The organism is Evtepia sp. (assembly GCF_056797215.1).
This window is the reverse complement of record NZ_JBQILM010000015.1, coordinates 18,624-44,431: the sequence shown is the minus strand read 5'-3', so window position 1 is coordinate 44,431 and position 25,808 is coordinate 18,624. Positions and strand designations below refer to the sequence as shown.

Sequence of the window (25,808 nt, the reverse complement as noted above, 5' to 3'; positions counted from 1 at the left end):
GACAAAATATTGTTTTTGTTTTCTATGAGACAATCCCCAGACGGTCCAGTGCCCGTTGGTGCTCTTGCCCTGTGGTTAAGAGGTAAAGCCGGGTGGTCTCGATAGAGGAATGCCCCAGCACGTCCGCCAGCCGGGCAATGTCCTTGCTGCGCTGATAAAATACGGTGGCAAAAAGGTGGCGGAGGTTGTGGGGGAACACCTTCCCCGGCTCCACACCCGCCTTGGCACAGAGCCGTTTCATCTCCGCCCAAACCTGGCGGCGGTGGATGGGGGTCCCGCTTCTGGTGAGGAACAGCTCGCCGGAGGCGATTTTTTCTGCCCTGGCATACTTGCGCAGCTTCCGGCACAGCTTGCCCGGGAGGAGGATGGTGCGGATTTTCCCCTTCAAGGCGATCTCCGCCCGTCCCAGCCGCACCGCCTCCAAGGTGATGTACCGCAGCTCACTGACCCGAATGCCTGTGGCGCATATCGTCTCCATCAGTAAGGCCAGCCGTGCCCGTCCTTGGCGTTGGGCGGTGTCCAAGAGACGGGCGTACTCGGCCCGGCTCAGCTCCCGCCTGGCGTCCCGGAACAGGCGGCGTTGGAGCTTCAAAAACTTCACCCGGTACGCCCCCCACCCCATAAAGTCCAAAAAGCGGTTCACCGCCGCCAGCATGGAGTTGATGGTGGTGGGGGCATACTGCTGCTGAAATAGGTGCTCCTTCCAAGCCGCCACCGCCTCCTTGGTCACTGGGCCCCCATTTAACCATCGGGCAAAGCCCCCCAGGTCCCGGAGATACTTCTCCACGGTTCCCCTGGCGCACTCCTCCTGGCGGAGATGCCCCATGAATGCCCTTCTGTCCTCTGTTGTAATTCGGTCCATATCAAACCCCTCCTGTCAGCATGATGGAACTATTTTACCTTGCGTTCCCCCAGTCTTGACAAGGAGTTTGCCCCTAAAACAAACTAACCCAGCGGGTTTTTGCTGCTCTGCACAGGGCAGCAAACCCGCTGGGCTGCTTGAACTATTTTCTTGCTGTGAAAACGCAAAAGGACCGCACATACTGTGCGGTCCTTTTGGCCTGCATGATACAGGTGGTGGAGACAACAGAACTCGAATCTGTGACCTCTCGCGTGTGAGGCGAGCGCTCTACCAGCTGAGCTATGCCTCCATGTGGTGACCCGTACGGGACTCGAACCCATGTTACCGCCGTGAAAGGGCGGTGTCTTAACCACTTGACCAACGGGCCGAGGTGCCGCAGGGGCAAAGCCCCACGGCTATGGTAGCGGCGACTGGATTTGAACCGGTGACACCCCGGGTATGAACCGAGTGCTCTAGCCAACTGAGCTACGCCGCCATGGTCTTGCTCACCTCAGGAGCGAGGCTTAGTATATCGTAAAAACGCGCAGTTGTCAACGGTTATTTGCAATTTTTTCATTTTTTCTTCCCAATCAGCAGTTTCACCAAAACATCCGCCATGGTTTCCAGGTCTTCTCTGGGAATATACTCAAAAATTCCGTGGTAGTGGTAGCCCCCGGTGGAGAGGTTGGGGCAGGGCAGCCCCAAAAAGCTGAGCTTTGCCCCATCAGTGCCCCCCCGGATGGGCTCATCCCTGGGCTCCACCCCCACGGCACGGAAAGCATCCCTGGCCCGCTGCAAAATCTCTGGATGGGGCAGGAGCTTTTCCCTCATGTTGTAATAGCTGTCCTGTATCCCCAGTGTCACCGTCCCCGGGCCGTAGCGGCCGTTCAGGTATGCAGCGATCCGCTCCAAACACTCTTTCCGGGCCTGGAACTTCTCCCGGTCATGGTCCCGGATCAGCCAGGACAAACGAGCTTGGCTCTCGTCCCCTTCCATGCCACACAGGTGGTAAAAGCCCTCATAGCCCGCGGTATAGGCCGGGGCCTCGGCGGCTGGGACCATGGCGATCAACTCCGCCGCAATGAGGCTGGCGTTTTTCATCTTCCCCTTGGCCTCCCCCGGATGGATGTTCACCCCTTGGACCATGACCTCCACCCCAGCGGCGTTGAAGTTCTCATACTCCAAGGTGCCCAGGGGGCCGCCGTCCACGGTGTAGCCGAAGTCAGCCCCCAGCTTATCCAGGTCCACATGGTCGGCCCCCCGGCCGATCTCCTCGTCGGGGGTGAAGCACAGGGCCACCCGGCCATGGGGCAGCTCTGGATGGGTCTGCAGGTGGGCTACGGCGGCGACAATCTCCGCCACCCCCGCCTTGTCGTCCGCCCCCAGGAGGGTGGTGCCGTCGGTGACGATGAGGGTCTTGCCCACGTTCTCCAAGAGGTCGGGAAATACCGCCGTCTCCATCACCACCCCCAGGGCCTCATTTAAGACGATATCCTCCCCGGTACAGGGGACTTGCCGGGGCTGGACATGCTCCCCAGAGACGCCGGGGGCGGTATCCAGGTGGGCTAGGAGGGCAATGGTGGGGGCCGTCTCCTGCCCTGGGGTGGCGGGGAGAAAGGCGTATACATAGCCTTTCCCGTCCAGCTCCACCCCCTCCAAGCCCAGCTCCCGCAGCTCCTGGGCGATGAGGGCCCCTAAGCTGCGCTGTTTTTCTGTGGACGGGATGGTCTCCGAAGCCTCGTCGGACTGGGTGTCATAGCGGATGTAACGTAAAAAACGCTGAGCTGCGGTCATGGTACTCTCTCCCTTTTCTCTCTCCAATTTGCCCTGTGGCCAGAAGGGCCTTCCCTATGCTATAATGGGGACACTCTTTGGTGGTTGGTGGTGATCCTATGCTTCACATTGCAATCTGTGAGGACGAAGCCCATATGGCGTCTAAACTGGAACAACTCCTCACGGCCTATTTGGACCAACGGGCGTTGGAGGCTCAAATCCAGCACTATCCCCACGGGGAGGCCCTCTGGGCCGCCCGTACCACGGTGGACTTGCTCCTGATGGACATCAAGCTCCCTGGCCAGGACGGCACGGAGGTCGTTTCACGGCTGCGCTCCCTGGGGCTGGACTGCCCCGTGGTGTTCATCACCGCCTATCCCCAATATGTATTCCAGGCTTTCGATCTGGATGCCGTCCATTACCTCCTCAAGCCGGTGGAAGCGGATCGCCTCTTCCCTGCCCTGGACAAGGCGTTCCAACGGCTGCTCCAAGCCGGCTGTCCCGCCCTCTGGCTCCCCCAGGGAGCTGGTGGCCACAAGCTCCTGTGCAAGGATATCCTCTACGGCGAGGCCCTGGGCCATCAGGTGACGATTCACACTTTGGAGGGGATATATCCCTATCCCGGCACCTTGGATGCCCTACAGGCTGCTCTGCCCGCCCACTTTTTCCGCTGCCACAAAAGCTATCTGGTGAACCTGCACGCCGTCACCGGGAAGGAAGCCGGTGTGGCCCATGTGGTGGGGGGCGGCAAAGTATTGGTGGCCCGGCGCAGGCAGCGGGCTTTGGGGGAAAAGCTCCTGGAAAGCTGCCAGGGAGGTGACAGGATATGACCCTCCCTATGGCCCTCTTTTGGCTCTGTTCCAATGGCGTGACGTACTGCTTGGCCTTTCGCTTTCTGCTCCAAGCCACCGGGGTGCAGCACAGCCCCCACCGCCTTCTCTGGATGGCAGTCAACAGTAGTATAACACTTTTGATCCTAAGATATCAAATCCCGGGGGGATTTTTTCTCGCCGTTGGCTTCGCCCTGCTCTTTGCCAAGCTGGCCTGCCACCTGTCCTGGCCTGTCCTCCTGCCACCGCTGGCGGTACTGTTCACCCTCTACAGCTTCCTAGAGGGCCTCACCACCCTGGCTATGGCCTGGGCCGCTGGGTTCCTCCCCTCCCCCACCTGGGGCACCCTGTTCCAATGCGCCCTCTGCCTGCTGGGGAATGCCGCCCTCTGTTACGCCCTACGGATAAGCCAGCGTTTCTTCCTCCCAGGACAGCCCCCTTCCCCCGCAGCCCTCCTATTGCCCTGCGCCTGGATGCTGCTGACCCTCCGGGGCGCCCTGGGGCTGGACAGCCGCCAGTTTGAACCCCGCCTGGGTACCTTAGCCCTGGAAGGCCTCCTCTTCCTGGCCCTGGCCACGGTGGGCGGGGTTGCGGTGCTGTTCCTTCTGCTGCGGCTCTTCGGCCGCTTCACCCTCTTGCACCGCCAGCTCCAAGGCCAACAGCTCTGCTTGGAAGAGGCCCAAGCCCAGGCCGGTCGCTACGCCTCCTTTCAGCACGACGTAGACAACCACCTCCTGGTCCTCTCCTCCCTGCTGCAAGAGAAAAACTACCCCACAGCCCAACGCTATGCCGCCAAGCTGCGCCGTTCCAGCCCCGTCCCCCAGGCCATCCCAGCCACTGGGTACGCCGCCTTAGACGCTCTGCTCCGGGAAAAATTGGCCCAGGCGGAGGACTGGGGCATTCGTCACCACTGCAAGCTCTCCATCCCCCCAACATGCCAGCTGGACGAGCTTGCCCTGTGTGCCCTCTTCGCCAACCTCCTGGACAACGCCATCCACGCCTGCCAAGGGCTGGCTCCGGAGGCACGCTGGCTCTCCCTGGACAGCAGCACCCGTGGGACGCTCCTATTCATCCAGGCCGCCAATGCAACGGCTTCTAGTGCGCCATTCCGGGAGGGTACGGGATTGCAGAACGTCCGGCGCATCGCGGCCCAGTACCAGGGGAGCGTCCAGATTGAACAGGCGGCAGGGCGGTTCCGCGTTTGCGTCCTGCTCTGCGCCCCGCCCGGGTAAACTACCGTTTGCGCAGCCAGGGCGACCGTATGTGCAGCCCCCCTTTTCCTCCCGCGCGTTCCGCTCGATAGAAGCAGCAGAACCATCGAAAGGGAGGAATCATTATGTCGGTCACATTACGTCCCGATGCCGCCCGTCAGGCGGAACTGCAAACCCAAAAGCTGATGTTGGAAAACCAAGCCCTACTCCTCAAGGCCACCACCCCCGACGGCGGTGCCGCCCCCACCCAACTGCAAGCGGTGGTGGACGAAGCCCTGGAAGAGGTCTCCACCCAGCTCCAAAAGGCAAAGGCAGCCCCCCGCCTGGACAGCTACCAGGCACTGCCCCCGGCCCCCGCCCCCGGTGCCTACACCGTGGAACCGGACCCTGCCGGGTACCGCATCTCCTTCCAGCCCTATTCCGAAGGGTAAACAACGGGGACAAGCAGCGCGTCCATCTGCTTGTCCCCGTTAAATTTTTAAGGTTCTTCCCAGTGCTTCGCCCGCTCCACCGCCTTGTGCCAGCGGGCATAGTCCCCACTGCGGTCGGTTTGGGGCTGATAGGTCTTATCCAGGCGGCGGAAGTCCTCCAACTCCGCCAAGCTCTTCCACAGCCCTACGCCCAAACCCGCCAGGCAGGCCGCGCCCCAGGCCGTGGTCTCCACCACCTTTGGCCGCTCCACAGGAACGCGGAGCAAATCCGCCTGGAACTGCATCATAAAGTCGCTGACACTGGCGCCGCCATCCACCCGGAGCACCGAGACCTTCTGTCCCCCGTCCGCCTCCATGGCCGCGATGAGGTCCCCATTCTGGTAGGCAATCCCCTCCAACACCGCCCGGCACAGGTGGGCCTTGGTACTGCCGCGGGTAAGGCCCAGAACCGTCCCCCGGGCGTACATATCCCAGTGGGGGGCACCCAGGCCCGTAAAGGCCGATACCAGATACACCCCGCCGTTGTCCGCTACGCGCTCCGCCAGAATGTCGCACTCATGAGCGGTCTGGATCAAGCCCAGCTCGTCCCGCAGCCACTGGATGGAGGAGCCAGCGTTGAATACACTCCCCTCCAACATGTAGGTTGTCTGACCTTGCAGCGTCCAGCCGATGCAGCTCAACAGGCCGGACTTGGCATATGCCGCTTTGGCCCCTGTGTTCAAGAGGGTGAAACAGCCTGTACCGTAAGTGCTTTTCAACTGCCCCGGGGCAAAGCAGCCCTGGCCGAACAGGGCCGCCTGCTGGTCCCCTGCCATGCCACAGATCGGCAGGCCTGCCAGGGCCCCCAGGTGGGGGACCCCAGGGGCGATGGTCCCCAAGTCCCCACTGTTCTCCACGGGCTTGGGAAGGCAGTGCATGGGCACCTCTAGGAGGCGGCACAGCTCCGCATCCCAACAGCCCTTGTGGATATCAAAGAGCATGGTCCGGCAGCAGTTGGAGACATCCGAGGCATGGACCTGTCCGCCTGTGAGGTTCCACAGGAGCCAACTGTCCACCGTCCCGCACAGCAGTTCCCCCGCCTGGGCCCGCTGCCGGGCACCGGGGATGTGGTCCAACAGCCAACGGTACTTGGTGCCGGAGAAATAGGCGTCGGGCACCAGCCCCGTCTTGGCCCGGATGGCCTCCCCATACCCCGCCTCTTGGAGCTGGGTGCAGAACTCCGCCGTCCGGCGGCACTGCCAGACGATGGCCCGTCCCACCGGCCGCCCGGTCTGGCGCTCCCACCACAAGGCCGTCTCCCGCTGGTTGGCCAACCCCACAGCGGCGATCTCCCCCGGCTCCACGCCGCTTTTCTCCACGCACTGGGCGGCGGCCTGACACTGGCTGTCCAGCAGCGCCTGGGGGTCGTGCTCCACCCAGCCGGGCTTTGGATAGTGCTGGGCAAAGGGGATCTGGGCTGACGCCACAATCTCCCCGGTTTTGGCAAACAGGATGGCCCGCGAGCTGGTGGTCCCCTGGTCCAGGGCCAACAAATACTCCTTCATCACACATTCCCCTCTCAAATCTTGACGGATGGTTCCGGGGCAGGTATCATGGGGGCAAAGGAGGTGCTCCCCTTGACCTATCCCAACACCGTCCCCGCCCGCTTCCTCTCCCGCCCCAACCGCTTTGTGGCCCAGGTAGACCTAGCGGGACAGGAAACCACGGTTCATGTAAAAAACACCGGCCGCTGCCGGGAATTGTTGGTCCCCGGAGCCCAAGTTTGGCTCACCAAAAGCGGCAGCCCCAAGCGCAAGACCGCCTATGACCTCATTGCCGTGGAGAAGGGCAGCCGTCTCATCAACATGGACGCCCAGGCCCCCAACGCCGTCTTTGCCCAGTGGGCGATGGCGGGACAATTCGTGCCAGGGCTCACCACCCTGAAAGCCGAGCAGCGCTTTGGGGACTCCCGCTTTGACTTCTTCTGGACCGCCGGAGCCCGGAGCGGCTTCGTAGAGGTCAAGGGGGTCACGCTGGAAGAGGGCGGGGCCGTCTACTTCCCCGACGCCCCCACCCAGCGGGGGGTAAAGCACCTCCACGGGCTCAGCGCCTGCCTGGCGGCAGGCTATGAGGCTGCGGTGTGCTTCATCGTCCAGATGTCTGACGTGGCCTTCTTCTCCCCCAACGACCGCACCCACCCCGCCTTCGGGGCGGCCCTGCGGGAGGCCCGCGCCGCCGGGGTACAGGTCCTGGCCCTGGACTGCCAGGTGACCCCAGACAGCCTCACCCCCGGCAAGCCGGTGGAGCTGCGCCTATAATTCAGGTGGGGGAACCCACCTCCTTGCGCTCCTGGAGCAGGAATTTCACCTTCTCCCCCACGGTGAACAGAATCCCGATCCATATAATGACAAAGGCAATCAGCCGGTCCCGGTCCAAGGCTTCCCGGAAATAGAACAGGCCCATAAGGAATTGCAGGGTGGGATTGATGTACATGAGAATGCCGGTGAAATAATACGGGGTCTCCTTCACTCCCATGTTGAACAGCAGCAGGGGCACGGAGGTGGCCACGCCACAGGCTGGCAGCAGCCAGAAGGACGCCCCATCCAGCACCGGGTCCAGCCCCCCCAGCCGGTTCTGCCACCAGAGGGAGAAGCCCAGGGCGAAGGGGACCATAAATAGGGTTTCCAAAAACAGCGACGCCTGGGCGCTTAAGTTCAGGTTCTTTTTCACCGCACCATAGACGGCAAAGGGCAGGCCAATGAGCAGGGCCAGCACGGGCACCTCCCCGGTGCGGACGATCAGGTAGGCCACCCCCGCCGCGGCACAGAACAGGGTGAGGTTCTCCGCCAGGGAGGGCCGCTCCCGAAAGACAATAATCCCAATGACCCCCACCAGCACCGGTTCAATAAAGTAGCCCATGCTGCCCTCCAACACGTGGCCGCTGTTGACGGAATAGATGTACATCCCCCAGTTGAAGGTGATGAGCACCCCGCAGACAAAGCTGAGCCCCACCACCTTCTTGCTGCGGAAAGCCTCCCGAATCTCCCCCCACTGGCGCTTCACCAGCATGTACAGGCCCATGAACACCATAGACCACAGAATCCGCTGGGCCAGGACATACACCGAGTTCACCGAGGCCAAAAAGCCCCAGAAGATGGGCAGCATCCCCCAGAGCACATAGGAACCCGTGACCGTAGCCAGACCCAGACGCTTGCGACGTCCCATGAAAAAAACTCCCCTTCCGCGCCCCGTTTTTTCACGGGGCGTGTTTGTCGTAATGATGAGTATTATAGGGGCGGGAAGGGGGCGCTGTCAAGGACAAGCTGGGGCGGTATTGTTCTTAGTCTTAGCACAAATTTATTTTTTGACATTTAGTGAGTGTCAGCTTTCCACACAATATATGCTAAACTTAAAAGAGATTATCTTTAGTTTAGGAGTATCGCCTATAAAAAACATACTATACGAATTGTATGCCGGGAACATTTCTCCTTGGGAGCAATATTTCCCCGAAAGCGACGAATATCGAAAACTCTGTAAGAAGCATATCCAGCACCATAGCGATTTCATTGATATCCTAAAAAAATTAGACCCACCCCTGCATAAGCAATTCATCAAAATTATAGACGAGCTGTCCGAAACAACGCCCTATGAGTTTTCAGAAATGTTTATGGGTGGGTTTCGCTTGGGGGTAAGGATCATGATTGATGTGTTCCATGAAGAATTATATCAAGGGAAAGGATCTGTTACCCCATCAGGAGGGTAAACCCTTTCATCCCTTGAATGCCCTTGTAATTTCACTCGGTCTCCGCTATAATCTACCTCATCAAACAAAAGGAGACCAAATTTTATGGCATCTGCACTCTTCACCCCCGGCAAGCTGGGCAGCCTCACCCTGCCCAACCGCCTCATCCGCTCCGCCACCCAGGACCCCTTCGGCCAGCGGGACGGAAGCTGCGCCCCCGAGCAAGTGGCCCTCTATCAGGAAATCGCCCAGAGCGGCGTGGGGGCCATCATCACCGCCTATAGCTACATCTCCCCCGAAGCCCGTTCCACTGGCATTCAGGTAGGCTTCGCCACCCAGGAACAGCGGGACAGCCAGAAAACCGTCCTGGACGCCGTCCACGCCGCCGGGGGCCGTCTGATCCTCCAACTCATGCACGCGGGGATGAACGTGTTCCTGCCGGAAAAGCGGGTGGAGGGCGGCAAGCTCCTGGCCCCCACCGGCGGCATGACCGCCCCCAATGAGATGACCACCACAGAGCTCACCCAGGCCGGCCTGGACAAAATCCGCGCCGATTTTGTAGACGCCGCCAAGGCCGCCAAGGCCCTGGGCTTCGATGGCGTCCAGCTCCATTGCGCCCATGGCTACCTCCTCAGCCAGTTCCTGGACCCCAACTCCAACCAGCGCACGGACAACTACGGCGGCAGCGCCGAGAACCGTTTCCGCTTCCCCGGGGAATGTCTCACTGCCATCCGGGAGGCTGTGGGCCAGGACTACCCCGTCCTGGTGAAGGTCAACACCAACTGCGCCGGGGAGGCCGACGCCGCCTATGCCCAAGACATCCTCTATTTCTGCCGCCAGTTTGAGGCCCTGGGGGCCGACGGCATCGAGCTCTCCGGCTACAACTGGTTGGGCTTGGGGAAGAAGAAGGTGCCCACCTTCTATCTGGACCGGGCCAAGGAAATCCGCAAAGCCGTCTCCCTCCCCCTCATCCTGGTGGGTGGCGTGCGGAAGCTGGAAGAGATGGACGCCATCCTGGCCGCTGGCATCGACTTCATCTCCGCCTCCCGTCCCTTCATCTGCCAGCCGGATTTCTACAAGCACCTGGAACAGGGTGAGGAATCCCCCTGCATCGGCTGCACCAAGTGCCTGGGGAATATTTGGAGCAAGGAGGGCCGCCGCTGCGTAAAGCACGAGATTCCCGAGGGCTTCCCCAAGGCATGACCCCAACCGCACAATCTAAGATAAGGCAAAGGCCGGCTTCACAGCCCTCTAGGAGGACCGCGAAGCCGGTCTTTCAATGCAATACAGGGGATAAAATCGCTGTCAATTCCTGGACAGCAGGGGCCACTGCCCCGTCCACCATGGCCCGCAGCTCTTCCGCCTGGTGGCGCTCTGTCTGGGTGGTCTGCTGGGCAATGCGCCCCCGCAGATACCCGCCGAAAATCTGGGACAGAGAGGCCATCCGCCACAGCCCCCGGAGATATTGGGTCTGGGTTGTGGTACGCAAAAGGCCCTCCGCCGCGGCCGCCGCCCGGGCCTTTCCCTGGACGGTCATCCCCGGGAGCCGGGGGCAGCCCTGCTCCTGTAGGATCATCCGGTCCAGCTCGATTTCCAAGCGGAAATGGGAGGAGCCGTCCGCCTCCATGTACTGGTAGATTTGTGGATGGGTCGCATCGTCCAAAATCTGGTGGAGAAGATAGCCGGCGGCGAAGCTGGCGTTGCTGGCGCCGTCCTGGCGCATGGCCCGCTCCAAACGGGGCAGGGATTCCTCCCGCCAGTGGTGGTGCAGGCGGTCGGCGCTGGCTTTGGTCAGATAAGAAAAGATCAGTGGGTCCGGGCCGTAAAGTCCCAAGCGGAACAGGGGCAGGTCCTTGGTGCAGCTCTGCCGCAGTTCCAAGGGAAGGGATTGGAGGACCTGCTGACCAAAATAGGTATGTGCATTATAATTGGGCATACCGAGCCTCCTCTATCAAATTGTTCATCCATTCATGGTGCCAGGGGGGACGCAATAGCCCCCTCTGCACGTCCTTCCTATTCTCTCACAGTCCGCCCCAATTTTCCAGTATAAAATTGCAACAACATAGGAAATTTTTTCTGGTCATTCAAACAATTGTATCTCCCGCTTCATCCGCTTCCACTTTCTCAAAAGCCGGAGGCTGCCGATGCCGCACCAAAGGGCCAGGGCGATGTTGATCAGCCCTATATAATTGTAGTGATTCTCCTGGAGCACCGCCAAAAGGACATTGTTTGCCCCAACCATCAGGTTCGCCACTCCCACCACCGCAATCAGCTGGATGATACGGGAGAGGTATTTCAGCCGGGAGCTGTTGTCGGAAAACAGCTCAAAGGGGCCCTGGCTGGATTCCCTGGCAAAGTATACCCAGCGTACCATCCCCCCCACCTGCCGGACCCCGGTGGTTTCCATAAACTCAATGTACTTCTGGCTCTCCGGGTGCCGTGGGCTGTGGTCCAGGAGCTGCAAACGGAAGGTATACTCCCCCGGTGTACAGTCCTCGAACTCATAGCGGCAGAATCCCACAGATACCAGCCCTAAGCCCTTGGCCGCCATCTCATTGAGCCACCGCTCCTCCTTGTCGAAGTTCCAAGCAGCGAACCACTTGTGTATGACCTTTCTCATTGTTCCCCCTCCATGATACGGCTTCCATTTTCCAAAAGTTCCCGTAGGCGTAACAGCTCCCCTTGCAGCAGCGCTTTCCCCTGCTGTGTGATCCGGTACGCCTTTTTCCTGCTGTCCTTCTCCCCAGGCAGGGCTGAGATACAGCCCCGTTCCAGCAGGGTGTTGATGGCCCCGTAGAGTGTCCCTGGAGCCAGCTTCACCCGGCCTTTGGAGAGCTGCTCCACATTCTGCATGATGCCGTAGCCGTGCATGGGCTCCATTAAGGAGAGCAGGATGTAATACACCCCCTCCGTCAGTGCCCCCTTTGTCATGTCATTGTCTCCTCTCTATACCGCTTTCCGTTATATCGTCCTCCGATATATTTATTATAACGGCAACCGATATAGTTGTCAAGGGGCTTCCGCAAAAAAACACACAGGGACGAAGCCCGCACCTTCGTCCCTGTGTTTCGTTGTTCTTGTTGTTGCCCGTTCATATCACAAAGCCACCGTTGGGGGCCAGGACCTGGCCGGTGAAATAGTCCCCCCCAGGGCCTGCCAGAAAGCAGATGGCCTCTGCCACATCCCGGGGGGTCCCCAAGCGTCCCAGGGGCGTTTCCTCTCCCAGGGCCGCCTTGGTCTCTGGGTCCAGGGCGGCGTTCATCTCCGTGTCAATGACCCCAGGGGCTACACAGTTCACCGTGATGCCCGAGGGCCCCAGCTCCTTGGCCAGGGCTTTCGTCAGGCCGATAACCCCCGCCTTGGCAGCGGAATAGGCCACCTCACAGGAGGCCCCCACCTGCCCCCACATAGAGGACAGGGTGATGATCTTCCCCGCCTTCCGGTGGAGCATCCCCGGCAGGACAGCCTGGCAGCAGTGGAACACCCCGTCCAGATTCACCCCCATCAGGCTGCGCCAGCTCTCGGGGGTGGTCTGCGTGAACAGCTCCTGCCGGGCAACCCCGGCGTTACACACCAGCACGTCCGGGGGGCCGAAATCGGCGGTAAAGCACTGCACCATGGCCTCCACCGCCTCCCGGCTGGACACATCGGCGGGATAGAGGGCCCCTTGCCCCCCCTCCCTCTGGATCTGTTCCAGCAGGGCTTGCGCCTGGGCCTGGGAGCGGTGGTAGTTGATGCCCACCGCATACCCCTGCCGGGCAAACAGCCGGGCAGTCTCCGCCCCGATGCCCCTGGAAGCCCCGGTGATGAGGACGCTCTCAGACATTGAAGCGGAACAGGACCACGTCGCCGTCCTGCATCACATACTCCTTGCCCTCCGAGCGTACCAGGCCCTTTTCCTTGGCAGCGGTCATGGAGCCGCCGCAGGCGTCCAGGTCGGCAAAGGACACCACCTCCGCCCGGATGAAGCCCCGCTCGAAGTCCGTGTGGATTTTTCCCGCGGCCTTGGGGGCCTTGGTCCCCTGGGTGATGGTCCAGGCCCGGCACTCGTCGGGGCCGCAGGTCAGATAGGAGATCAGCCCCAGGAGGGTATAGCTGGCGGTGATGAGCCGGTCCAGGCCGGACTGCTCCACCCCCAAATCCTCTAGGAACATCGCCCGGTCCTCCGCTTCCATGGCGGCGATCTCCGCCTCCACGTTGGCGCAGATGGGGACCACCTGGGCCTGCTCCGCCTGGGCAGCCTGGATCACCGCCTGATAATAGCCGTTGGCCTCATGGTTTTTGAATCCCGCCTCGTCCAGGTTGGCGGCAAAGATCACGGGTTTCCGGGTGAGCAGGTCCGCCGTGGCCAGGATTTCCTGCTCCTCTTCCCCACAGGGATAACTCCGGGCGGACTTCCCGTCTCCCAGCCAGGCCAGCAGGCCCTTGAACACCTCGGCGGAGTGGAGGAACTTCTTGTCCCCCTTGGCGGCCTTGGTGTCCTTCTCAATGCGCCGCTCCACCATCTCCATGTCCGCCATGATAAGCTCTAAGTCGATGATCTCAATGTCACGGGCGGGGTCGCAGCTCCCCTCCACGTGGACGATGTTCTCGTCGTCGAAGCAGCGGACTACGTGGACGATGGCGTCGGTCTCCCGGATGTTTGCCAAGAACTTGTTGCCCAAGCCCTCCCCCTTAGAGGCCCCCTTCACCAGACCGGCAATGTCCACAAACTCAATCACCGCCGGGGTGGTCTTTTTCGGCTGGTATATCTCCGCCAGCTTGTCCAGCCGGCTGTCCGGCACGGTGACCATGCCCACGTTGGGGTCGATGGTACAGAAGGGGTAGTTGGCGGACTCCGCCCCGGCGTTGGTGATGGCGTTGAAGAGGGTGCTCTTGCCCACGTTGGGGAGCCCCACGATTCCCAATTTCATAATAGCTTCCTCTCTTATAAACGCGCCCCGCGGCGCGCGAAATTTCCCCCTCATTATACTGGATGTCCCAGGAAAACACAAGAGGCCGCTGCCGCCGTCCCGCCCTGCCCTCCACCATTTACCACAGAAATCCACCAGCTCACGCCAATGCCCTTGACAAAAAAGATTCTGTATGATATTGTTTTGATATCACAAATCAAAGCATTCTACTATACCAAATGTTCCACACGAAAGGAGAGCTGTTATGCTTCGCATCGAACACTATTCCAAAACCTACCCCGGCGGGAAAAAGGCCGTGGACGACCTGACCCTCCACGTCTGCCCCGGAGAGATCTATGGCTTCATCGGCCACAACGGGGCAGGTAAGACCACCACCCTCCGGGCCGTGGCGGGGGTGATGGACTTCACCGAGGGCACCATCACCATCGACGGTCACGACATCAAGCGCGACCCTGTGGGGGCCAAGCAGGTCACCGCTTTCCTGCCGGATAACCCGGATCTATATGCCTTCATGAAAGGCATCGACTACCTAAACTTCATCGCCGATCTCTACAACCTCCCCGCCAAGCAGCGCACCGACGACATCGGCAGGTTTGCCGACGCCTTCCAGCTCACCGGGAACCTGGGCTCCGCCATCGGCAGCTATTCCCACGGGATGCGCCAAAAGCTGGCCCTCATCTCCGCCCTGATCCGCCACCCCAGGCTGTTGATCCTGGACGAGCCCTTTGTGGGCCTGGACCCCTCCGCCTCCCACCTGGTCAAGGGCTACCTGACAGAGCTGTGCCAGAACGGCTCCGCCGTGTTCTTCTCCACCCACGTGCTGGAAGTGGCGGAAAAGCTCTGCCACAAAATCGCCATCATTAAAGATGGGCGGCTGGTCAAGTCCGGCCCCACAGCGCAGCTGGTGGGGGATTCCTCCTTGGAAACCGTGTTTTTGGAATTGGGGGAGGCAACATGAAAAAGTTTTTCGCACTGTTGAAGGTCAGCGTCCAGTCCATGCTGCTCAGCTCCACCAATTCCCAGGGCCGCGGCAAGAAAAAAGCCGCCACAGGCCTGGGGGCCATGGTGATTATCGCTTTCCTGGGGCTGTACCTCTCCGGCTTTTACAGCTATGCCCTGATGGATGCCCTGGCCCCCTCCCATATGGAGATTTTGGTGTTCATCTTCATGGCCATCGCCGCCCTGGTGGGTGGGCTGCTAATCACCACCTTCGCGGTAAAGGGCGTGGTGTTCGACGGGCGGGACAACGACCTGCTGTTGAGTATGCCCCTGCCCTCCACCCTGCTGGTGGCCTGCCGGGTGACCGCCATCTACCTGGAAAACCTGCTGTTCTCCTTCTTCATGCTGCTGCCCGCCGGGGTGGTGTGTATGCTGATGACCCAGAACGGCGTGGGGCACAGCCTACTGTTTTGGCTGCGGCTGCTCATCGCCGCCCTGGCCCTGCCCCTGCTTGACACAGCCCTGTCCGTCCTGCTGGGGGCCCTGGTGGCCTTCCTCTCCGTAAAGGTCTCCCGGGGGGCCCTGGGGCAAAACATCGTCATGGGCTTGTTCCTGGTGGTGGTGTTCTACTTCTCCTTCCACCTGAACGGGATGATCGAAAACCTGGCCGCCAACGCCGCTGGGGTGAAGGAATCCCTCCACTGGGCCGCCCCCCTGCTGTGGCTGGGGGAGGGGATCATGGGGGACTGGGGGCAGCTGCTGGCTTTCGTGGCCTGCTGTGTGGTTCCCTTCCTCTTGGTGGTGTTCGGTCTGGGGCTGGTCTACCGGAAAGCGGTCACCGCTTTCGCCTCCCGCTCCGCCCGCAGCGACTACAAGCTCTCCGCCCAGTCCGCCTCCGGCCAGACGAAGGCCCTGTTGAAAAAGGAGGCCCAGCGCTTCTTCGGCACCCCCACTTATTTCTGGAACGCGGGGCTGGGCCTGATTATGCTCCTGGTGGCCGGGGTAGCCTCCCTGGTGATGCAGGCACGGCTGTTGGAGTTTGTGGACCTGATGGGGGAGGGCTTCCCCCTGATGCCCCTGTCGGCCATGGTGGTATGCTTCTGCCTGTGTATCACCCCCATCGCCGCCCCCTCTGTGAGCTTAGAGGGGCCCTACCTCTGGATTCTCCGGGAAGCCCCCCTGGGGGGGAATACCCTGCTGTGGATCAAGACGGGCTTCCAGCTTCTGCTGACCCTGCCCTGCACCGTCTTTGCCTGGGCCTGCTTCACCATCGCCCTGAAGCTGCCCCTGGGGCAGAGCGTGGCCCTGCTGCTGGCCTCCCTGTTCTTCGCCCTAGGCCACGCCAGCTTCGGGATGCTCATGGGCCTCACCTATCCCAAGCTGGACGCTGTGAATGAAGCGGTGGTCATCAAGCAGTCCCTGGCCACCACCCTGGCCATGTTCGTCCCCATGGTGGCCCTGGCGGCAGCGGGGTGGCTGTACTGGCTGGGGGGCAAGCTGACGCCCTGGGTGGCCATAGCCCTGCCCCTTGCCCTGCTGGCGCTGCTGGCCGCAGCCAGCACCGCTGCCCTTGCCAAGCAGGGGCCCAGCCTGTTGCGGGCACTCTGACTCAAGCAAGCTTTCCTCCACGGGCCGTCAGACTTGGCGGCCCGTGATTCGTTCCTCCCGGTCTGGTATCGTCTCTTGTCCAGCAAATTGCCCAGGGTTTCCCCTTATTTTCTATGAAAAGCGCTTAAATTTCCCCATTTCTCCCTTTGATTGGCTTTTTTTATTGAAATTTTTCTTGACAGGGGGTAAAATCGGCAGTATAAGCGAGACTATAAACCAGACCGGAGGGGCTAAACTGCCCTCCCAAGTCAGGATCGAGGCGAGGGAAGGTCCATGCTCAACATCGTGCTCGTGGAGCCGGAAATCCCCATGAACACCGGAAACATTGCCCGCACCTGCGCCGCCACCCACAGCCGCCTGCACCTGGTGCGCCCCTTGGGCTTCGACATCAGCGACAGGGCCGTGAAACGGGCGGGGCTGGATTATTGGCACATGGTAGACCTCTCCGTCTATGATAGCATAGAGGAGTTATTTCAGAAGAACCAGGTGGGCGAACTCTGGCTGGCCACCACCAAGGCCCCCAGGGACTACGCCTCCGCCCACTTCCAGGACGGATGCTGGCTCTTTTTCGGCAAGGAGACCGCCGGCCTGCCCCAGTGGTTCCGGGAGGCCCACGCCGGGCGTTGCCTGCGCATCCCCATGCGCTCAGACGCCCGCAGCCTGAACCTGGCCAACTCCGTGGCGATCCTGACCTATGAGGCACTGCGCCAGCTGGGCTTCCCCCAGCTGTGCAACGAAGGTGAAATGGCCGCCCCCAGCCACAGCGGCGGGGCGCCAAACAAAGATGAATAAAGGGGCTATCTCATGAATTATGACAAGAAGACCGTCCGGGACATTGACGTCACCGGAAAGAAGATCCTCCTGCGTTGTGATTTCAACGTTCCCCATGATAAGAAAACCGGCGTGATCCACGACGATACCCGCATCGTCTCCACCCTGCCCACCATCCGCTATCTCCTGGAACAGGGGGCGGCGGTGATCCTCCTCTCCCACATGGGCCGGCCCCATGGCGAGTGGCAGCAGGAGATGTCCCTCTTCTCCGCCCGGGACCATTTGGAACGGCTCCTCGGCCGCCCGGTCCCCCTGACCCAGGACGTGTTGGGGCCGGACACCAAGGCCAAGTGCGCCGCCCTCCAACCCGGCGAGCTGCTGCTGGTGGAAAACCTGCGCTTCCGCATAGAGGAGGAGAAGAACGACCCAGACTTTGCCAAGGAGTTGGCCTCCCTGGCAGACATCTTCGTCTTTGACGCTTTCGGCGCCGCCCACCGGGCCCATGCCTCCACAGCAGGGGTGGCGGACCACCTGCCCTCTGTGGCCGGACTGCTGGTGGAAAAAGAACTGGCCTTTTTGGGCAAAGCCCTGGACGATCCCAAGCGGCCGCTGGTGGCCATCCTTGGGGGGGCCAAGGTGGCCGACAAGATCGGCGTAATCAACAGCCTTTTACATAAAGCGGATACCATCATCATCGGCGGCGGCATGTCCTACACCTTCCAGGTGGCCAAGGGCGGGCGCATCGGCGCCTCCCTGCTGGACGAGGACCACATTGTCTACGCCCGGGAAATGATCGCCAAGGCAGAGGAGCTAGGGGTGAAGCTGCTGCTCCCAGTGGACAACGTGGCCACCCCGGAGTTCTCCCCCGACGCCGAAGCCCAGGTGACCCCCTCCATGTCCATCCCTGTGGGGCTGATGGGCATGGATATTGGCCCCAAGACCGTGGAGCTCTTCACCCAGGCCATCCAAGGGGCGGCTACCGTGTTCTGGAACGGCCCCATGGGCGTGTTTGAGTTCCCCAGCTTCGCCGCCGGGACCAACGCCGTGGCCAAGGCCCTGGCCCAGCAGAAAGACGCCATCACCATTGTGGGCGGCGGTGACTCCGTCTCCGCCATTGAAAAGACCGGCTATGGTCAGAACATCTCCCATGTCTCCACCGGTGGCGGCGCCGCCCTGGAATTCCTGGAAGGGTTAGAATTGCCTGCCATTGCCTGCCTGGCCGACCGCGCGGAGACCTTATGAACAGAAAATATCGCAAGACAATCATCGCGGCCAACTGGAAAATGAATAAAACCGCCACAGAAACCAGAGACTTTGTGGAGCGCCTCCGGGAGGCGCTCCCCCGGAACCGCCGCTGCGGCATCGTGCTGTGTGTGCCCTATGTAGACATCGCCATCGCAGGGAAGCTCCTGCGGGAGAGCCGCATCTCTTTGGGGGCCCAAAACCTCCACTGGGAGGACCACGGCCCGTACACCGGAGAGGTCTCCGCCGCCATGCTGGCGGACCTGGATGTAAAGTACGTGATCATCGGCCATAGCGAGCGCCGCAGCCTCTTCTGCGAGAGCGACATGGTGGTGAACAAAAAGGTTCGCGCCGCCTTGGACGCCGGACTGCGCCCTATCCTCTGCGTGGGGGAGGACCTAGACCAGCGGCAGCTGGGGGTGGCCCTGGAGCTCATCGCCTACCAAATCAAGGTGGCCCTGTCCGGGGTCAGCGCCGAGGAGATGCGCCGGGTTATCATCGCCTATGAGCCCATCTGGGCCATCGGCACCGGCGTCAGCGCCACCCCGGAGCAGGCTGGTGAGGTCTGCGCCGCCATACGGGAGATCCTACACAAGCTCTATGACGCCCGGGTGGCCCGTTCCACTACCATCCAGTACGGCGGTTCCATGAACGAGAAGAATGCCCCCGCCCTCCTGGAACAAGAGGACGTGGACGGCGGGTTGATCGGCACCGCGTCCCTAGACCCGGAAAAGCTCCTGGCCATCATTCAGGCCGCCAGCCAGGACGAGCCAGAAGAATGCTGAACCAGCACCAATGGGGAGGAATCATCCCATGAAAGCACCGACGACATTGATCATTATGGATGGCTTTGCCCTGGGAGAAGATATCCCAGGCAACGCCGTCCACGCCGCCCACACTCCACAACTGGACTACCTGTTCTCCCAGTATGCCTTCTGCCAGTTGGATGCCTCCGGCCTGGACGTGGGACTGCCCCAGGGGCAGATGGGCAACAGCGAGGTGGGCCACACCAATATCGGCGCCGGGCGGGTGGTCATGCAGGACCTCCCCCGGATTAACCGCGCCATTGAGGACGGCTCCTTTCACGAAAACCCAGCGTTCCTGGCGGCTATGGACGCCTGTCGCGCCCAGCAGGGTGCCCTACACTTGATGGGCCTGCTCTCCGACGGAGGGGTCCACAGTCACATTGACCATCTTTTTGCCCTGATAGAGCTGGCCAGACAGCGCGGTCTGGAACAGCTCTATATTCACGCCTTCCTGGACGGCCGGGATGTCGCCCCCAGTTCCGGGGCAGGCTTCGTCCGCCAGCTTCAGGCAAGGCTTGACGTCTTAGGGGTGGGTAAAATCGCCCACGTTATGGGCCGTTACTACGCCATGGACCGGGACAGCCGCTGGGACCGCCTCCAGCGGGCCTACGATGCCCTGGTGACGGGGGATGCCCCCCACCAGGCCGACCCAGTGGCTGCAGTGGAGGCCTCTTATGAGAAGGGCATCACCGACGAGTTCATGGAACCGGTGGTGTGCTGTCCCGAGGGCTGCATTCAGGAAAATGACTCCGTGATTTTCTTCAACTTCCGCCCCGACCGGGCCAGGGAACTCACCCGGGCCCTCACCGACCCCAACTTTGACAAGCTCAAGGACCGGCGGTTCTTCCCCCTGCACTTCGTGTGCACCACCCAGTACGACGCCACCATCCCCAACGTCACCGTGGCCTTCCCCCACCAGTCCCTGGACAACTGCTTTGGGGCGTACCTCAGCTCCCTGGGCATGCGCCAGCTGCGCATTGCCGAAACGGAGAAATATGCCCATGTGACGTTCTTCTTCAACGGCGGCCGGGAAGAACCCTTCCCCGGGGAAGACCGGGTGCTCATCCCCTCCCCTAAGGTAAGCACCTATGACCAGAAGCCGGAGATGAGCGCCGGGGAGATCACCAAGGAGGCCGTCCGGCGCATCCGCAGCGGCCAGTATGACGTGGTGATCCTGAACTTTGCCAACTGTGACATGGTGGGCCATACCGGGGTTTACGATGCTGCGGTCCGGGCGGTGGAGACAGTGGACGCCTGCGTGGCCCAGGTGGTGAACGCCACCACCCAGATGGGCGGCGTGGCCCTGATCACCGCCGACCACGGGAACGCCGAGCGCATGCTAGACGAGGATGGGACCCCCTTCACCGCCCACACCACCAGCCCCGTCCCCTTCTGTATTGTGGGTACAGGCGTCCACCTGCGGGACGGACGGCTGGCCGACATCGCCCCCACCATGCTGGACCTTATGGGGCTCAACCAGCCGGAGGAAATGGACGGCAGCACACTAATTTTGATCAATCAATAAGCCGCCCCTGGCGGGCGGCAGAGTGCAAAGGAGCAGATAAATTATGAAGCAGATGATCGAGATCGTAGATGTTCTGGGCCGGGAAATCCTGGACTCACGAGGCAACCCCACCGTGGAGGTGGAGGTCTATTTGGACGACGGCACTGTAGGCCGGGCGGCGGTTCCCTCTGGGGCCTCCACTGGCGTGTATGAGGCCTGTGAGCTCCGAGACGGCGGGGAACGCTACCGGGGCAAGGGCGTGGAACAGGCCGTTGCCAACGTGAACACAGAGATTGCAGAGGCCCTCATCGGCCTGAACGTTCTGGATCAGACCTACATCGACCTGCTCCTCATCCAGCTCGACGGCACCCCCAGCAAGAGCCGCTTGGGGGCCAATGCCATCCTGGGGGCCTCCCTGGCCTGCGCCAAGGCCGCCAGTGAGAGCTTGTCCATCCCCCTGTACCACTACCTGGGGGGCGTCAACGCCAAGGCCCTGCCGGTGCCCATGATGAACATTCTCAACGGCGGAGCCCACGCCACCAATAACGTGGACATCCAGGAGTTCATGATTATGCCTGTGGGGGCCGGGAGCTTCCGGGCTGCCCTGCGGATGTGCGCAGAGGTGTTCCACGCCCTGAAGGGCGTCTTGGCAGAGAACGGCACCCCCGCCGCCGGGGTAGGTGACGAGGGGGGCTACGCCCCCAACCTCAAGCGGGACGAGGACGCCCTAAAAGCCATCGTGGCCGCCATTGAGGCCGCCGGATACAAGCCCTACGACGACTTCATGATCGCCATTGACGCCGCCAGCTCCGAGTGGTACAACGAGGAAACCGGCTGCTACGACCTCCCCAAGGCCAAGAAAACCATGACCCGGCAGCAGCTGGTGAACATGTGGAAGCGCTTTGCCGACAGCTACCCCATCCTCTCCCTAGAGGACGGCATGGGGGAGAACGACTGGGAGGGCTGGTCCCTGCTCACCAAGACCCTGGGCAGCCGCGTCCAGCTGGTGGGAGACGACCTCTTTGTCACCAACACCCAGCGCCTTCAGGAGGGCATCCAGAAGGGGGTGGCCAACGCCATCCTTATCAAGGTCAACCAGATCGGCACCCTCACTGAGACCTTGGACGCCATCCAAATGGCCAACCGGGCGGGCTACACCGCGGTGATCTCCCACCGCTCCGGCGAGACGGAAGACACCACCATTGCGGATCTGGCTGTGGCCCTCAACGCCGGGCAGATCAAGACCGGGGCCCCCAGCCGCACAGACCGGGTGGCCAAGTATAACCAGCTCCTGCGCATTGAGGAGGAGCTGGACGAGGCAGCCCGCTACCCTGGGCGGGAGGCTTTCTTCAACCTCCACTAAGGGCCACCGACTCCTTTTACAGACCAAGCGGACTGGGACTTCTCCTCCCAGTCCGCTTTTTGTCACTTTTGGAGAAATTCCCCCGCTTCCCTAGACTTTTCCACGAAACTATGCGATACTGTTGATATATTACGATAGAAAGAAGGGCTGTCAGCATGAAGGCACAGCGACGTATCCTCTCCTTGGCCCTGGTTCTGGCCATCCTCCTCGCCCTGCTGGCGGTCCCTATGGCAAGCGCCGCCGGGACCGCTACATACAACGGCGTCAGCTATTCCACCGATTACAAAACCTGGCGCCAGGGGAACCCCGCCTGGGGCGAGACCCCTCTAGGGGACCTGCACACCATGACCCGCTCCGGCTGCCTGGTCACCTCCATCGCCATCCTCATGTGCCACTCCGGGGCCTACGACCCCGCCGCACTGAACCCCGGCACCTTCCGGGACTGGCTGGACAGCAAGGGCTTCATCAGCCATAGCTCCACCTCCTCCAATGACGCGCTGCTGTCCTATGGCCCCATCTCTTCCAGCGTCTCCCCCCGCTTTTACTATGTCGGCCGGGAGTACTTCCCTGTAGATACCCCCCTGGAAGAGGTCTGCGCCAAGATCGATGAGCTCCGGGGCAAGGGGCTGTACCTTGTTGCCCGGGTGAACAACAGCGGACACTTCGTGGCCGTGGACGGCACCATCGAAAACAGCACCGACGCCACCATCTTTGACCCCGGCTACGCCTCCAAAACCCGCCTCTCCGCCTACAACGGCACCATTGGCGGCCTGCTCTACTTCCGGGCCAACACCACCGGGACAGACACCATCCTCCCCCAGATCACCGCCCCCTCCGCCCCCAAGCCTGGCCCCATCGCCAGCACCTACGGCGACGGAGACCGCCTCACCCTCACCTGGACCATCGGCAACCGGGCCACCCACCACAACCTCTACGTAGACCGGAAAAAACCAGACGGCACTTGGGAGGAAAACTATAAGGCCTACTTCTATGTGGTCTCCCCCTACGCCATCGAGGCCCTTCCCGCCGGGAGCTACCGCCTAAAACTTCAGGCAGCCAGCTCCACCACTACCCCCTGGACCTTCACCAACGCCGATTACCTGCCCTTTACTGTCCAGGCCAACTCCCTCACCATTACATACGACCCCGCTGGCGGCAAGGTCTCCCCCACCACCCAACTGGTGAAGCAGTCCGCCACCTACGACCTGCCCACCCCCACCAAGTCCGGCTCCGCATTCCTGGGCTGGTACTCTGACAGCGGGGAATTTGTCACCACAGGGGTGAACCATCTCTCCAACACAGGGCACACCCTCACAGCCCGCTGGACCACCTCTGGCGTGGGGTTCAGCAAGACAGGCAAGTACAACGGCAACTTTAAGGACGTGACCTCCAACGCCTGGTATCGGGGCAGTGTGGCCTCGGTCTATGAGTATGGCCTGATGAACGGCACCGAGGTGAACAAGTTCGGGCCGGATGGCAACGTCACCGCCGCCCAGACCATCACCATGGCTGCCCGGCTGCGGAAGCAATACCTCACAGGGAACGGCAGCTTCGCCGCCACGGACCCCTGGTACAAGGCGTACACCGACTACGCCCTCAGCCAAGGCATCCTCTCCTCCCTGCCCAAGGACCTGAACGCCCCCCTCACCCGCCAGGAGTTCGCCTCCATCCTGGGCAACGCCCTCCCCAGCGATACCCTGCCGGCGGTGAACAAGGTGGCGGACGGAGCGATCCCCGATGTTTACCGCTCTGACACCGCCATCTATCAGCTCTACCGGGCAGGGGTCTTTACCGGCAGCGATATGTCCGGAACCTTCCGCCCCAACGCCTCCATCTCCCGGGCAGAGGCAGCGGCAGTGCTGGTGCGGATGGTGGACCCCAACAGCAGGATGCGGATCGAATTAAACTAAGTTTTTACCAGCGAAAGGCCGATGCAAAGGACATCCTCTGCATCGGCCTTTTTGTTTTCATCCCGCGTTGCCTTTCCCAAAATACACGCTTATCTCTTCACCCGGAACGCCACCACCAGTCCCAAGATCAACACTGCCACCGACGCCCCCAGGAGAACCCAGGTGGTGGTGAATGCTGTGGGGGCCTCCTGCGTGGCTGGGCGTCCATCCCCGGGCATCCCCCAAGCCCCTGCCGCTCGATCTGGCTGATGCTCTGGCTCCTGGGCAGCCGGGGAACCAGCTTGGCCGCTGGCAGCGGGGGATTGTCCCGCAATTGGGGGCGATTCTCCCTCTGCGGTGGGCAGCGTTTCCTCAGCCGGGGTAGGCGCTCCATCCTCCGCGGGCAACGCTGCCTCAGATGAGCTGGGCTGCCCGTCGGTTGGACGGCCCCATCCCCCGCCAGGCCCACCGCCCATGCCGCCGGACATTGTGCCCATCGCGGCCAGGGACAGCTCCCCGGCAGAAACCAATGCTTCCGGTGCCTCCGCCTGGCCTTGGGTAGTGGCGGGGACAGTCCCCTCTAGCTGCCCCTGGATGCTCTGGGCCCGGAGGGTGCAGAAGTTCCGCAAGGCCTCCACCCCTGCCTCAAATTCCTCATCGGTGCAGAATTTTGTGGGGTCTCGCTCCACGTAAGGGGCAATGCGCTGGGCGGTTTCTTGGATCAAACTATCAATGTCCACAGCCTCTAGGAAGTCCGCGTACAGGGCGTGGTACTGCTGGGTATAGGCTGCATCCGAGAAGATCCACGCCTGCATGGGCCGGTCCTCCAACACCTCGTCTATGGGGTCATTGACCTGGGTGGTTGCTTCACCGCCAGTGAAGGTGCCAAAGGCCAGGTTGTAGTCCCAGGGAAGCATGGAGAGCTGGCCGTCCTTCTCATAGAGGTAGTAGTTGTGGACCATGCTGCCGGTGTAGCTGTCCCCGTTCACCACAAAATTGTGAACCACAAAGTAGCGCAGCACCCCCTCCACATCCACCACCTCTTCCAGCCGTTCCCCCTGGGACAGGCTCTTCAGAGCGGCAATCAGCCGGGCCTGGTCTGTCTGGCTTACATCGGTCTTGGCATTATCGAATAGGTTGGGGTAGCTATCGGGGTCGTCGTCGATGTATTGCAGCTTCACGTCATTGCTGCCGCCAAATCCGCCGCCAGGGCCCTCCTGGGGGAGCTGGGCAGGTGCGGCGTCATTGGCGGGGCGCTCCGGGGGCTGGGTGTTGTTGGGATCAACCCCCCCGGATTCTTGGTCAAAGGCCTGCATCCCCCGCCCCTGGCTGCCGTCCATGTCCATGCTGTCGGGCTTGTACAGTTCCCCGTAATCGTTGCCATAGTTGCGTTGGAGGAACCCCTCCTCTACCCCCTCCACCGCCAGGTACAAGCCCCAATCCTGGCCGTTGACGGTGATGTAGGCATAGCTGCACAGGGGCGCGGCCACGCCAAACTGGCCCATGAGCTGATAGGTGAGGAAGTCCTTCATATAGCTGTTGTCCTGGATGATGTTGTTCAGGCAGAGCTTATCCAGGCCGTAATAGTGCAGGCCACTGTCGTACTGGTCGAACTCCAACTTAAAGCTATAGCGCTGGCTGCCCATGGCGGAGACGTTGCGCAGAGAGGTATTCCCCTTGGCCCGAATGCCGATGTTGGCATAGGCCTCCCCGTCGATGACCACGGTGCAGGGATGGTAGGTCTCATCCTCACAGCTGGCAATGAAGTCCTCCCAGTCCTCCATTTGCAGGTCGATGGTATGGACTGTGGTGGTGTCGAACAGCCGCGCCTCATAGCCCATGGTCTTTCCACCGCCGGATGGCCCCTGCTGCTTCCCATACAGGAAGCCCAAAGCCAGGAGCAGGGCCAGGAGGGCGGCAATCAGGCAGAGCTTGTCGATGTGTTTGTTGGTCGCCATGGAACCAC

At 61.5% G+C, this 25,808-nt stretch carries 24 protein-coding genes and 3 tRNA genes; 14 read left to right on the top strand and 13 right to left on the bottom strand.

Annotated elements, in window-relative coordinates; genetic code table 11:
• Positions 1-22: 22 nt before the first annotated feature.
• The 5 genes from ACTOZL_RS04960 to pepT form a co-directional block, all read right to left on the bottom strand.
• Positions 23-862 carry a tyrosine-type recombinase/integrase gene (locus ACTOZL_RS04960; RefSeq protein ID WP_482477026.1) on the bottom strand — a complete coding sequence of 280 codons (840 nt, stop codon included), beginning with the start codon at positions 860-862 and terminating at the stop codon, positions 23-25.
• A gap of 213 nt (positions 863-1,075) precedes the next feature.
• Positions 1,076-1,151: transfer RNA gene (locus ACTOZL_RS04955), tRNA-Val, on the bottom strand.
• A 3-nt stretch (positions 1,152-1,154) separates the two neighbouring features.
• A tRNA-Glu gene (locus ACTOZL_RS04950) sits at positions 1,155-1,229 on the bottom strand.
• A 31-nt stretch (positions 1,230-1,260) separates the two neighbouring features.
• A tRNA-Met gene (locus ACTOZL_RS04945) sits at positions 1,261-1,337 on the bottom strand.
• Between the two features lie 77 nt (positions 1,338-1,414).
• The gene (gene pepT / locus ACTOZL_RS04940) at positions 1,415-2,635 is read right to left on the bottom strand and encodes a peptidase T (RefSeq protein WP_482477024.1); all 1,221 of its coding nucleotides are present in this window, start codon (positions 2,633-2,635) and stop codon (positions 1,415-1,417) included.
• 98 nt (positions 2,636-2,733) lie between these two features.
• Between pepT and ACTOZL_RS04935 the strand changes: the two genes are divergently transcribed.
• The 3 genes from ACTOZL_RS04935 to ACTOZL_RS04925 all read left to right on the top strand — a co-directional run bounded on the left by ACTOZL_RS04935 (position 2,734) and on the right by ACTOZL_RS04925 (position 5,086).
• Positions 2,734-3,444 (top strand): LytR/AlgR family response regulator transcription factor, encoded by a 711-nt coding sequence (locus ACTOZL_RS04935; protein WP_482477023.1) that lies wholly within the window; start codon positions 2,734-2,736, stop codon positions 3,442-3,444.
• Positions 3,441-4,676, top strand: coding sequence for a sensor histidine kinase (locus ACTOZL_RS04930; RefSeq protein WP_482477021.1), 1,236 nt, complete (start codon positions 3,441-3,443; stop codon positions 4,674-4,676). The genes ACTOZL_RS04935 and ACTOZL_RS04930 overlap by 4 nt, the downstream gene beginning before the upstream one ends.
• A gap of 104 nt (positions 4,677-4,780) precedes the next feature.
• Positions 4,781-5,086, top strand: a complete 306-nt coding sequence (locus ACTOZL_RS04925) for a hypothetical protein (RefSeq protein ID WP_482477019.1) — start codon at positions 4,781-4,783, stop codon at positions 5,084-5,086.
• Positions 5,087-5,133: 47 nt separating this feature from the next.
• On the opposite strand, the gene glpK is transcribed toward ACTOZL_RS04925, so the two are convergent.
• Positions 5,134-6,630 (bottom strand): glycerol kinase GlpK, encoded by a 1,497-nt coding sequence (gene glpK / locus ACTOZL_RS04920; protein ID WP_482477017.1) that lies wholly within the window; start codon positions 6,628-6,630, stop codon positions 5,134-5,136.
• Between the two features lie 72 nt (positions 6,631-6,702).
• On the opposite strand from glpK, the gene sfsA reads away from it, so the two are divergent.
• Positions 6,703-7,383 (top strand): DNA/RNA nuclease SfsA, encoded by a 681-nt coding sequence (gene sfsA / locus ACTOZL_RS04915; RefSeq protein WP_482477016.1) that lies wholly within the window; start codon positions 6,703-6,705, stop codon positions 7,381-7,383.
• 1 nt (position 7,384) lies between these two features.
• Here sfsA and rarD read toward each other — a convergent pair whose 3' ends face one another.
• Entirely contained in the window at positions 7,385-8,290 is a 906-nt protein-coding gene (rarD, locus tag ACTOZL_RS04910; protein ID WP_482477015.1) for an EamA family transporter RarD, read from the bottom strand.
• Between rarD and ACTOZL_RS04905 the strand changes: the two genes are divergently transcribed.
• Complete coding sequence (locus ACTOZL_RS04905) at positions 8,289-8,828, top strand: DUF6809 family protein (RefSeq protein ID WP_482477013.1); 540 nt, start codon at positions 8,289-8,291, stop codon at positions 8,826-8,828. The genes rarD and ACTOZL_RS04905 overlap by 2 nt on opposite strands.
• A gap of 84 nt (positions 8,829-8,912) precedes the next feature.
• Positions 8,913-10,010 (top strand): oxidoreductase, encoded by a 1,098-nt coding sequence (locus ACTOZL_RS04900; RefSeq protein ID WP_482477011.1) that lies wholly within the window; start codon positions 8,913-8,915, stop codon positions 10,008-10,010.
• 73 nt (positions 10,011-10,083) lie between these two features.
• On the opposite strand, the gene ACTOZL_RS04895 is transcribed toward ACTOZL_RS04900, so the two are convergent.
• From ACTOZL_RS04895 to ychF, 5 genes are all read right to left on the bottom strand, one after another.
• Positions 10,084-10,743 carry a zinc dependent phospholipase C family protein gene (locus tag ACTOZL_RS04895; protein WP_482477009.1) on the bottom strand — a complete coding sequence of 220 codons (660 nt, stop codon included), beginning with the start codon at positions 10,741-10,743 and terminating at the stop codon, positions 10,084-10,086.
• Positions 10,744-10,887: 144 nt separating this feature from the next.
• The gene (locus ACTOZL_RS04890; protein ID WP_482477008.1) at positions 10,888-11,427 is read right to left on the bottom strand and encodes a DUF2812 domain-containing protein; all 540 of its coding nucleotides are present in this window, start codon (positions 11,425-11,427) and stop codon (positions 10,888-10,890) included.
• On the bottom strand, positions 11,424-11,738 hold the full coding sequence (locus ACTOZL_RS04885; protein ID WP_482477007.1) for a PadR family transcriptional regulator: 315 nt from the start codon (positions 11,736-11,738) through the stop codon (positions 11,424-11,426). The genes ACTOZL_RS04890 and ACTOZL_RS04885 overlap by 4 nt, the downstream gene beginning before the upstream one ends.
• Before the next feature lie 160 nt (positions 11,739-11,898).
• Complete coding sequence (gene ymfI / locus ACTOZL_RS04880; RefSeq protein WP_482477006.1) at positions 11,899-12,633, bottom strand: elongation factor P 5-aminopentanone reductase; 735 nt, start codon at positions 12,631-12,633, stop codon at positions 11,899-11,901.
• Complete coding sequence (gene ychF / locus ACTOZL_RS04875; protein WP_482477004.1) at positions 12,626-13,720, bottom strand: redox-regulated ATPase YchF; 1,095 nt, start codon at positions 13,718-13,720, stop codon at positions 12,626-12,628. Before ychF ends, ymfI begins: the two co-directional genes overlap by 8 nt.
• Positions 13,721-13,964: 244 nt before the next feature.
• Here ychF and ACTOZL_RS04870 point away from each other — a divergent pair, with 244 nt between their 5' ends.
• The 8 genes from ACTOZL_RS04870 (at position 13,965) to ACTOZL_RS04835 (ending at position 23,863) form a co-directional block, all read left to right on the top strand.
• Entirely contained in the window at positions 13,965-14,678 is a 714-nt protein-coding gene (locus tag ACTOZL_RS04870; RefSeq protein ID WP_482477002.1) for an ABC transporter ATP-binding protein, read from the top strand.
• Positions 14,675-16,267, top strand: a complete 1,593-nt coding sequence (locus ACTOZL_RS04865) for a hypothetical protein (RefSeq protein WP_482477001.1) — start codon at positions 14,675-14,677, stop codon at positions 16,265-16,267. The genes ACTOZL_RS04870 and ACTOZL_RS04865 overlap by 4 nt, the downstream gene beginning before the upstream one ends.
• A 273-nt stretch (positions 16,268-16,540) precedes the next feature.
• Positions 16,541-17,059 carry a tRNA (cytidine(34)-2'-O)-methyltransferase gene (locus ACTOZL_RS04860; protein WP_482477000.1) on the top strand — a complete coding sequence of 173 codons (519 nt, stop codon included), beginning with the start codon at positions 16,541-16,543 and terminating at the stop codon, positions 17,057-17,059.
• Between the two features lie 12 nt (positions 17,060-17,071).
• Positions 17,072-18,280, top strand: a complete 1,209-nt coding sequence (locus ACTOZL_RS04855) for a phosphoglycerate kinase (RefSeq protein WP_482476999.1) — start codon at positions 17,072-17,074, stop codon at positions 18,278-18,280.
• Entirely contained in the window at positions 18,277-19,065 is a 789-nt protein-coding gene (gene tpiA, locus ACTOZL_RS04850; RefSeq protein ID WP_482476998.1) for a triose-phosphate isomerase, read from the top strand. Before ACTOZL_RS04855 ends, tpiA begins: the two co-directional genes overlap by 4 nt.
• A gap of 28 nt (positions 19,066-19,093) precedes the next feature.
• Complete coding sequence (gene gpmI / locus ACTOZL_RS04845; RefSeq protein ID WP_482476997.1) at positions 19,094-20,611, top strand: 2,3-bisphosphoglycerate-independent phosphoglycerate mutase; 1,518 nt, start codon at positions 19,094-19,096, stop codon at positions 20,609-20,611.
• 43 nt (positions 20,612-20,654) lie between these two features.
• Positions 20,655-21,953, top strand: coding sequence for a phosphopyruvate hydratase (gene eno, locus ACTOZL_RS04840; protein ID WP_482476995.1), 1,299 nt, complete (start codon positions 20,655-20,657; stop codon positions 21,951-21,953).
• 155 nt (positions 21,954-22,108) lie between these two features.
• On the top strand, positions 22,109-23,863 hold the full coding sequence (locus ACTOZL_RS04835) for an S-layer homology domain-containing protein (protein WP_482476994.1): 1,755 nt from the start codon (positions 22,109-22,111) through the stop codon (positions 23,861-23,863).
• Positions 23,864-23,952: 89 nt separating this feature from the next.
• Here the strand turns inward: ACTOZL_RS04835 and ACTOZL_RS04830 are convergent, their stop codons facing one another.
• The gene (locus tag ACTOZL_RS04830) at positions 23,953-25,800 is read right to left on the bottom strand and encodes a CotH kinase family protein (RefSeq protein ID WP_482476993.1); all 1,848 of its coding nucleotides are present in this window, start codon (positions 25,798-25,800) and stop codon (positions 23,953-23,955) included.
• Between the last annotated feature and the right edge of the window lie 8 nt (positions 25,801-25,808).

What these genes read in the sequence shown, in the direction of transcription:
- ACTOZL_RS04960 (WP_482477026.1), bottom strand. Translation starts at nt 862, where the DNA reads ATGGACCGAATTACAACAGAGGACAGAAGGGCATTCATGGGGCATCTC.
- pepT (WP_482477024.1), bottom strand. Translation starts at nt 2,635, where the DNA reads ATGACCGCAGCTCAGCGTTTTTTACGTTACATCCGCTATGACACCCAG.
- ACTOZL_RS04935 (WP_482477023.1), top strand. Translation starts at nt 2,734, where the DNA reads ATGCTTCACATTGCAATCTGTGAGGACGAAGCCCATATGGCGTCTAAA.
- ACTOZL_RS04930 (WP_482477021.1), top strand. Translation starts at nt 3,441, where the DNA reads ATGACCCTCCCTATGGCCCTCTTTTGGCTCTGTTCCAATGGCGTGACG.
- ACTOZL_RS04925 (WP_482477019.1), top strand. Translation starts at nt 4,781, where the DNA reads ATGTCGGTCACATTACGTCCCGATGCCGCCCGTCAGGCGGAACTGCAA.
- glpK (WP_482477017.1), bottom strand. Translation starts at nt 6,630, where the DNA reads ATGAAGGAGTATTTGTTGGCCCTGGACCAGGGGACCACCAGCTCGCGG.
- ACTOZL_RS04905 (WP_482477013.1), top strand. Translation starts at nt 8,289, where the DNA reads ATGAAAAAAACTCCCCTTCCGCGCCCCGTTTTTTCACGGGGCGTGTTT.
- rarD (WP_482477015.1), bottom strand. Translation starts at nt 8,290, where the DNA reads ATGGGACGTCGCAAGCGTCTGGGTCTGGCTACGGTCACGGGTTCCTAT.
- ACTOZL_RS04900 (WP_482477011.1), top strand. Translation starts at nt 8,913, where the DNA reads ATGGCATCTGCACTCTTCACCCCCGGCAAGCTGGGCAGCCTCACCCTG.
- ACTOZL_RS04895 (WP_482477009.1), bottom strand. Translation starts at nt 10,743, where the DNA reads ATGCCCAATTATAATGCACATACCTATTTTGGTCAGCAGGTCCTCCAA.
- ACTOZL_RS04890 (WP_482477008.1), bottom strand. Translation starts at nt 11,427, where the DNA reads ATGAGAAAGGTCATACACAAGTGGTTCGCTGCTTGGAACTTCGACAAG.
- ACTOZL_RS04885 (WP_482477007.1), bottom strand. Translation starts at nt 11,738, where the DNA reads ATGACAAAGGGGGCACTGACGGAGGGGGTGTATTACATCCTGCTCTCC.
- ymfI (WP_482477006.1), bottom strand. Translation starts at nt 12,633, where the DNA reads ATGTCTGAGAGCGTCCTCATCACCGGGGCTTCCAGGGGCATCGGGGCG.
- ychF (WP_482477004.1), bottom strand. Translation starts at nt 13,720, where the DNA reads ATGAAATTGGGAATCGTGGGGCTCCCCAACGTGGGCAAGAGCACCCTC.
- ACTOZL_RS04870 (WP_482477002.1), top strand. Translation starts at nt 13,965, where the DNA reads ATGCTTCGCATCGAACACTATTCCAAAACCTACCCCGGCGGGAAAAAG.
- ACTOZL_RS04865 (WP_482477001.1), top strand. Translation starts at nt 14,675, where the DNA reads ATGAAAAAGTTTTTCGCACTGTTGAAGGTCAGCGTCCAGTCCATGCTG.
- ACTOZL_RS04860 (WP_482477000.1), top strand. Translation starts at nt 16,541, where the DNA reads ATGCTCAACATCGTGCTCGTGGAGCCGGAAATCCCCATGAACACCGGA.
- ACTOZL_RS04855 (WP_482476999.1), top strand. Translation starts at nt 17,072, where the DNA reads ATGAATTATGACAAGAAGACCGTCCGGGACATTGACGTCACCGGAAAG.
- tpiA (WP_482476998.1), top strand. Translation starts at nt 18,277, where the DNA reads ATGAACAGAAAATATCGCAAGACAATCATCGCGGCCAACTGGAAAATG.
- gpmI (WP_482476997.1), top strand. Translation starts at nt 19,094, where the DNA reads ATGAAAGCACCGACGACATTGATCATTATGGATGGCTTTGCCCTGGGA.
- eno (WP_482476995.1), top strand. Translation starts at nt 20,655, where the DNA reads ATGAAGCAGATGATCGAGATCGTAGATGTTCTGGGCCGGGAAATCCTG.
- ACTOZL_RS04835 (WP_482476994.1), top strand. Translation starts at nt 22,109, where the DNA reads ATGAAGGCACAGCGACGTATCCTCTCCTTGGCCCTGGTTCTGGCCATC.
- ACTOZL_RS04830 (WP_482476993.1), bottom strand. Translation starts at nt 25,800, where the DNA reads ATGGCGACCAACAAACACATCGACAAGCTCTGCCTGATTGCCGCCCTC.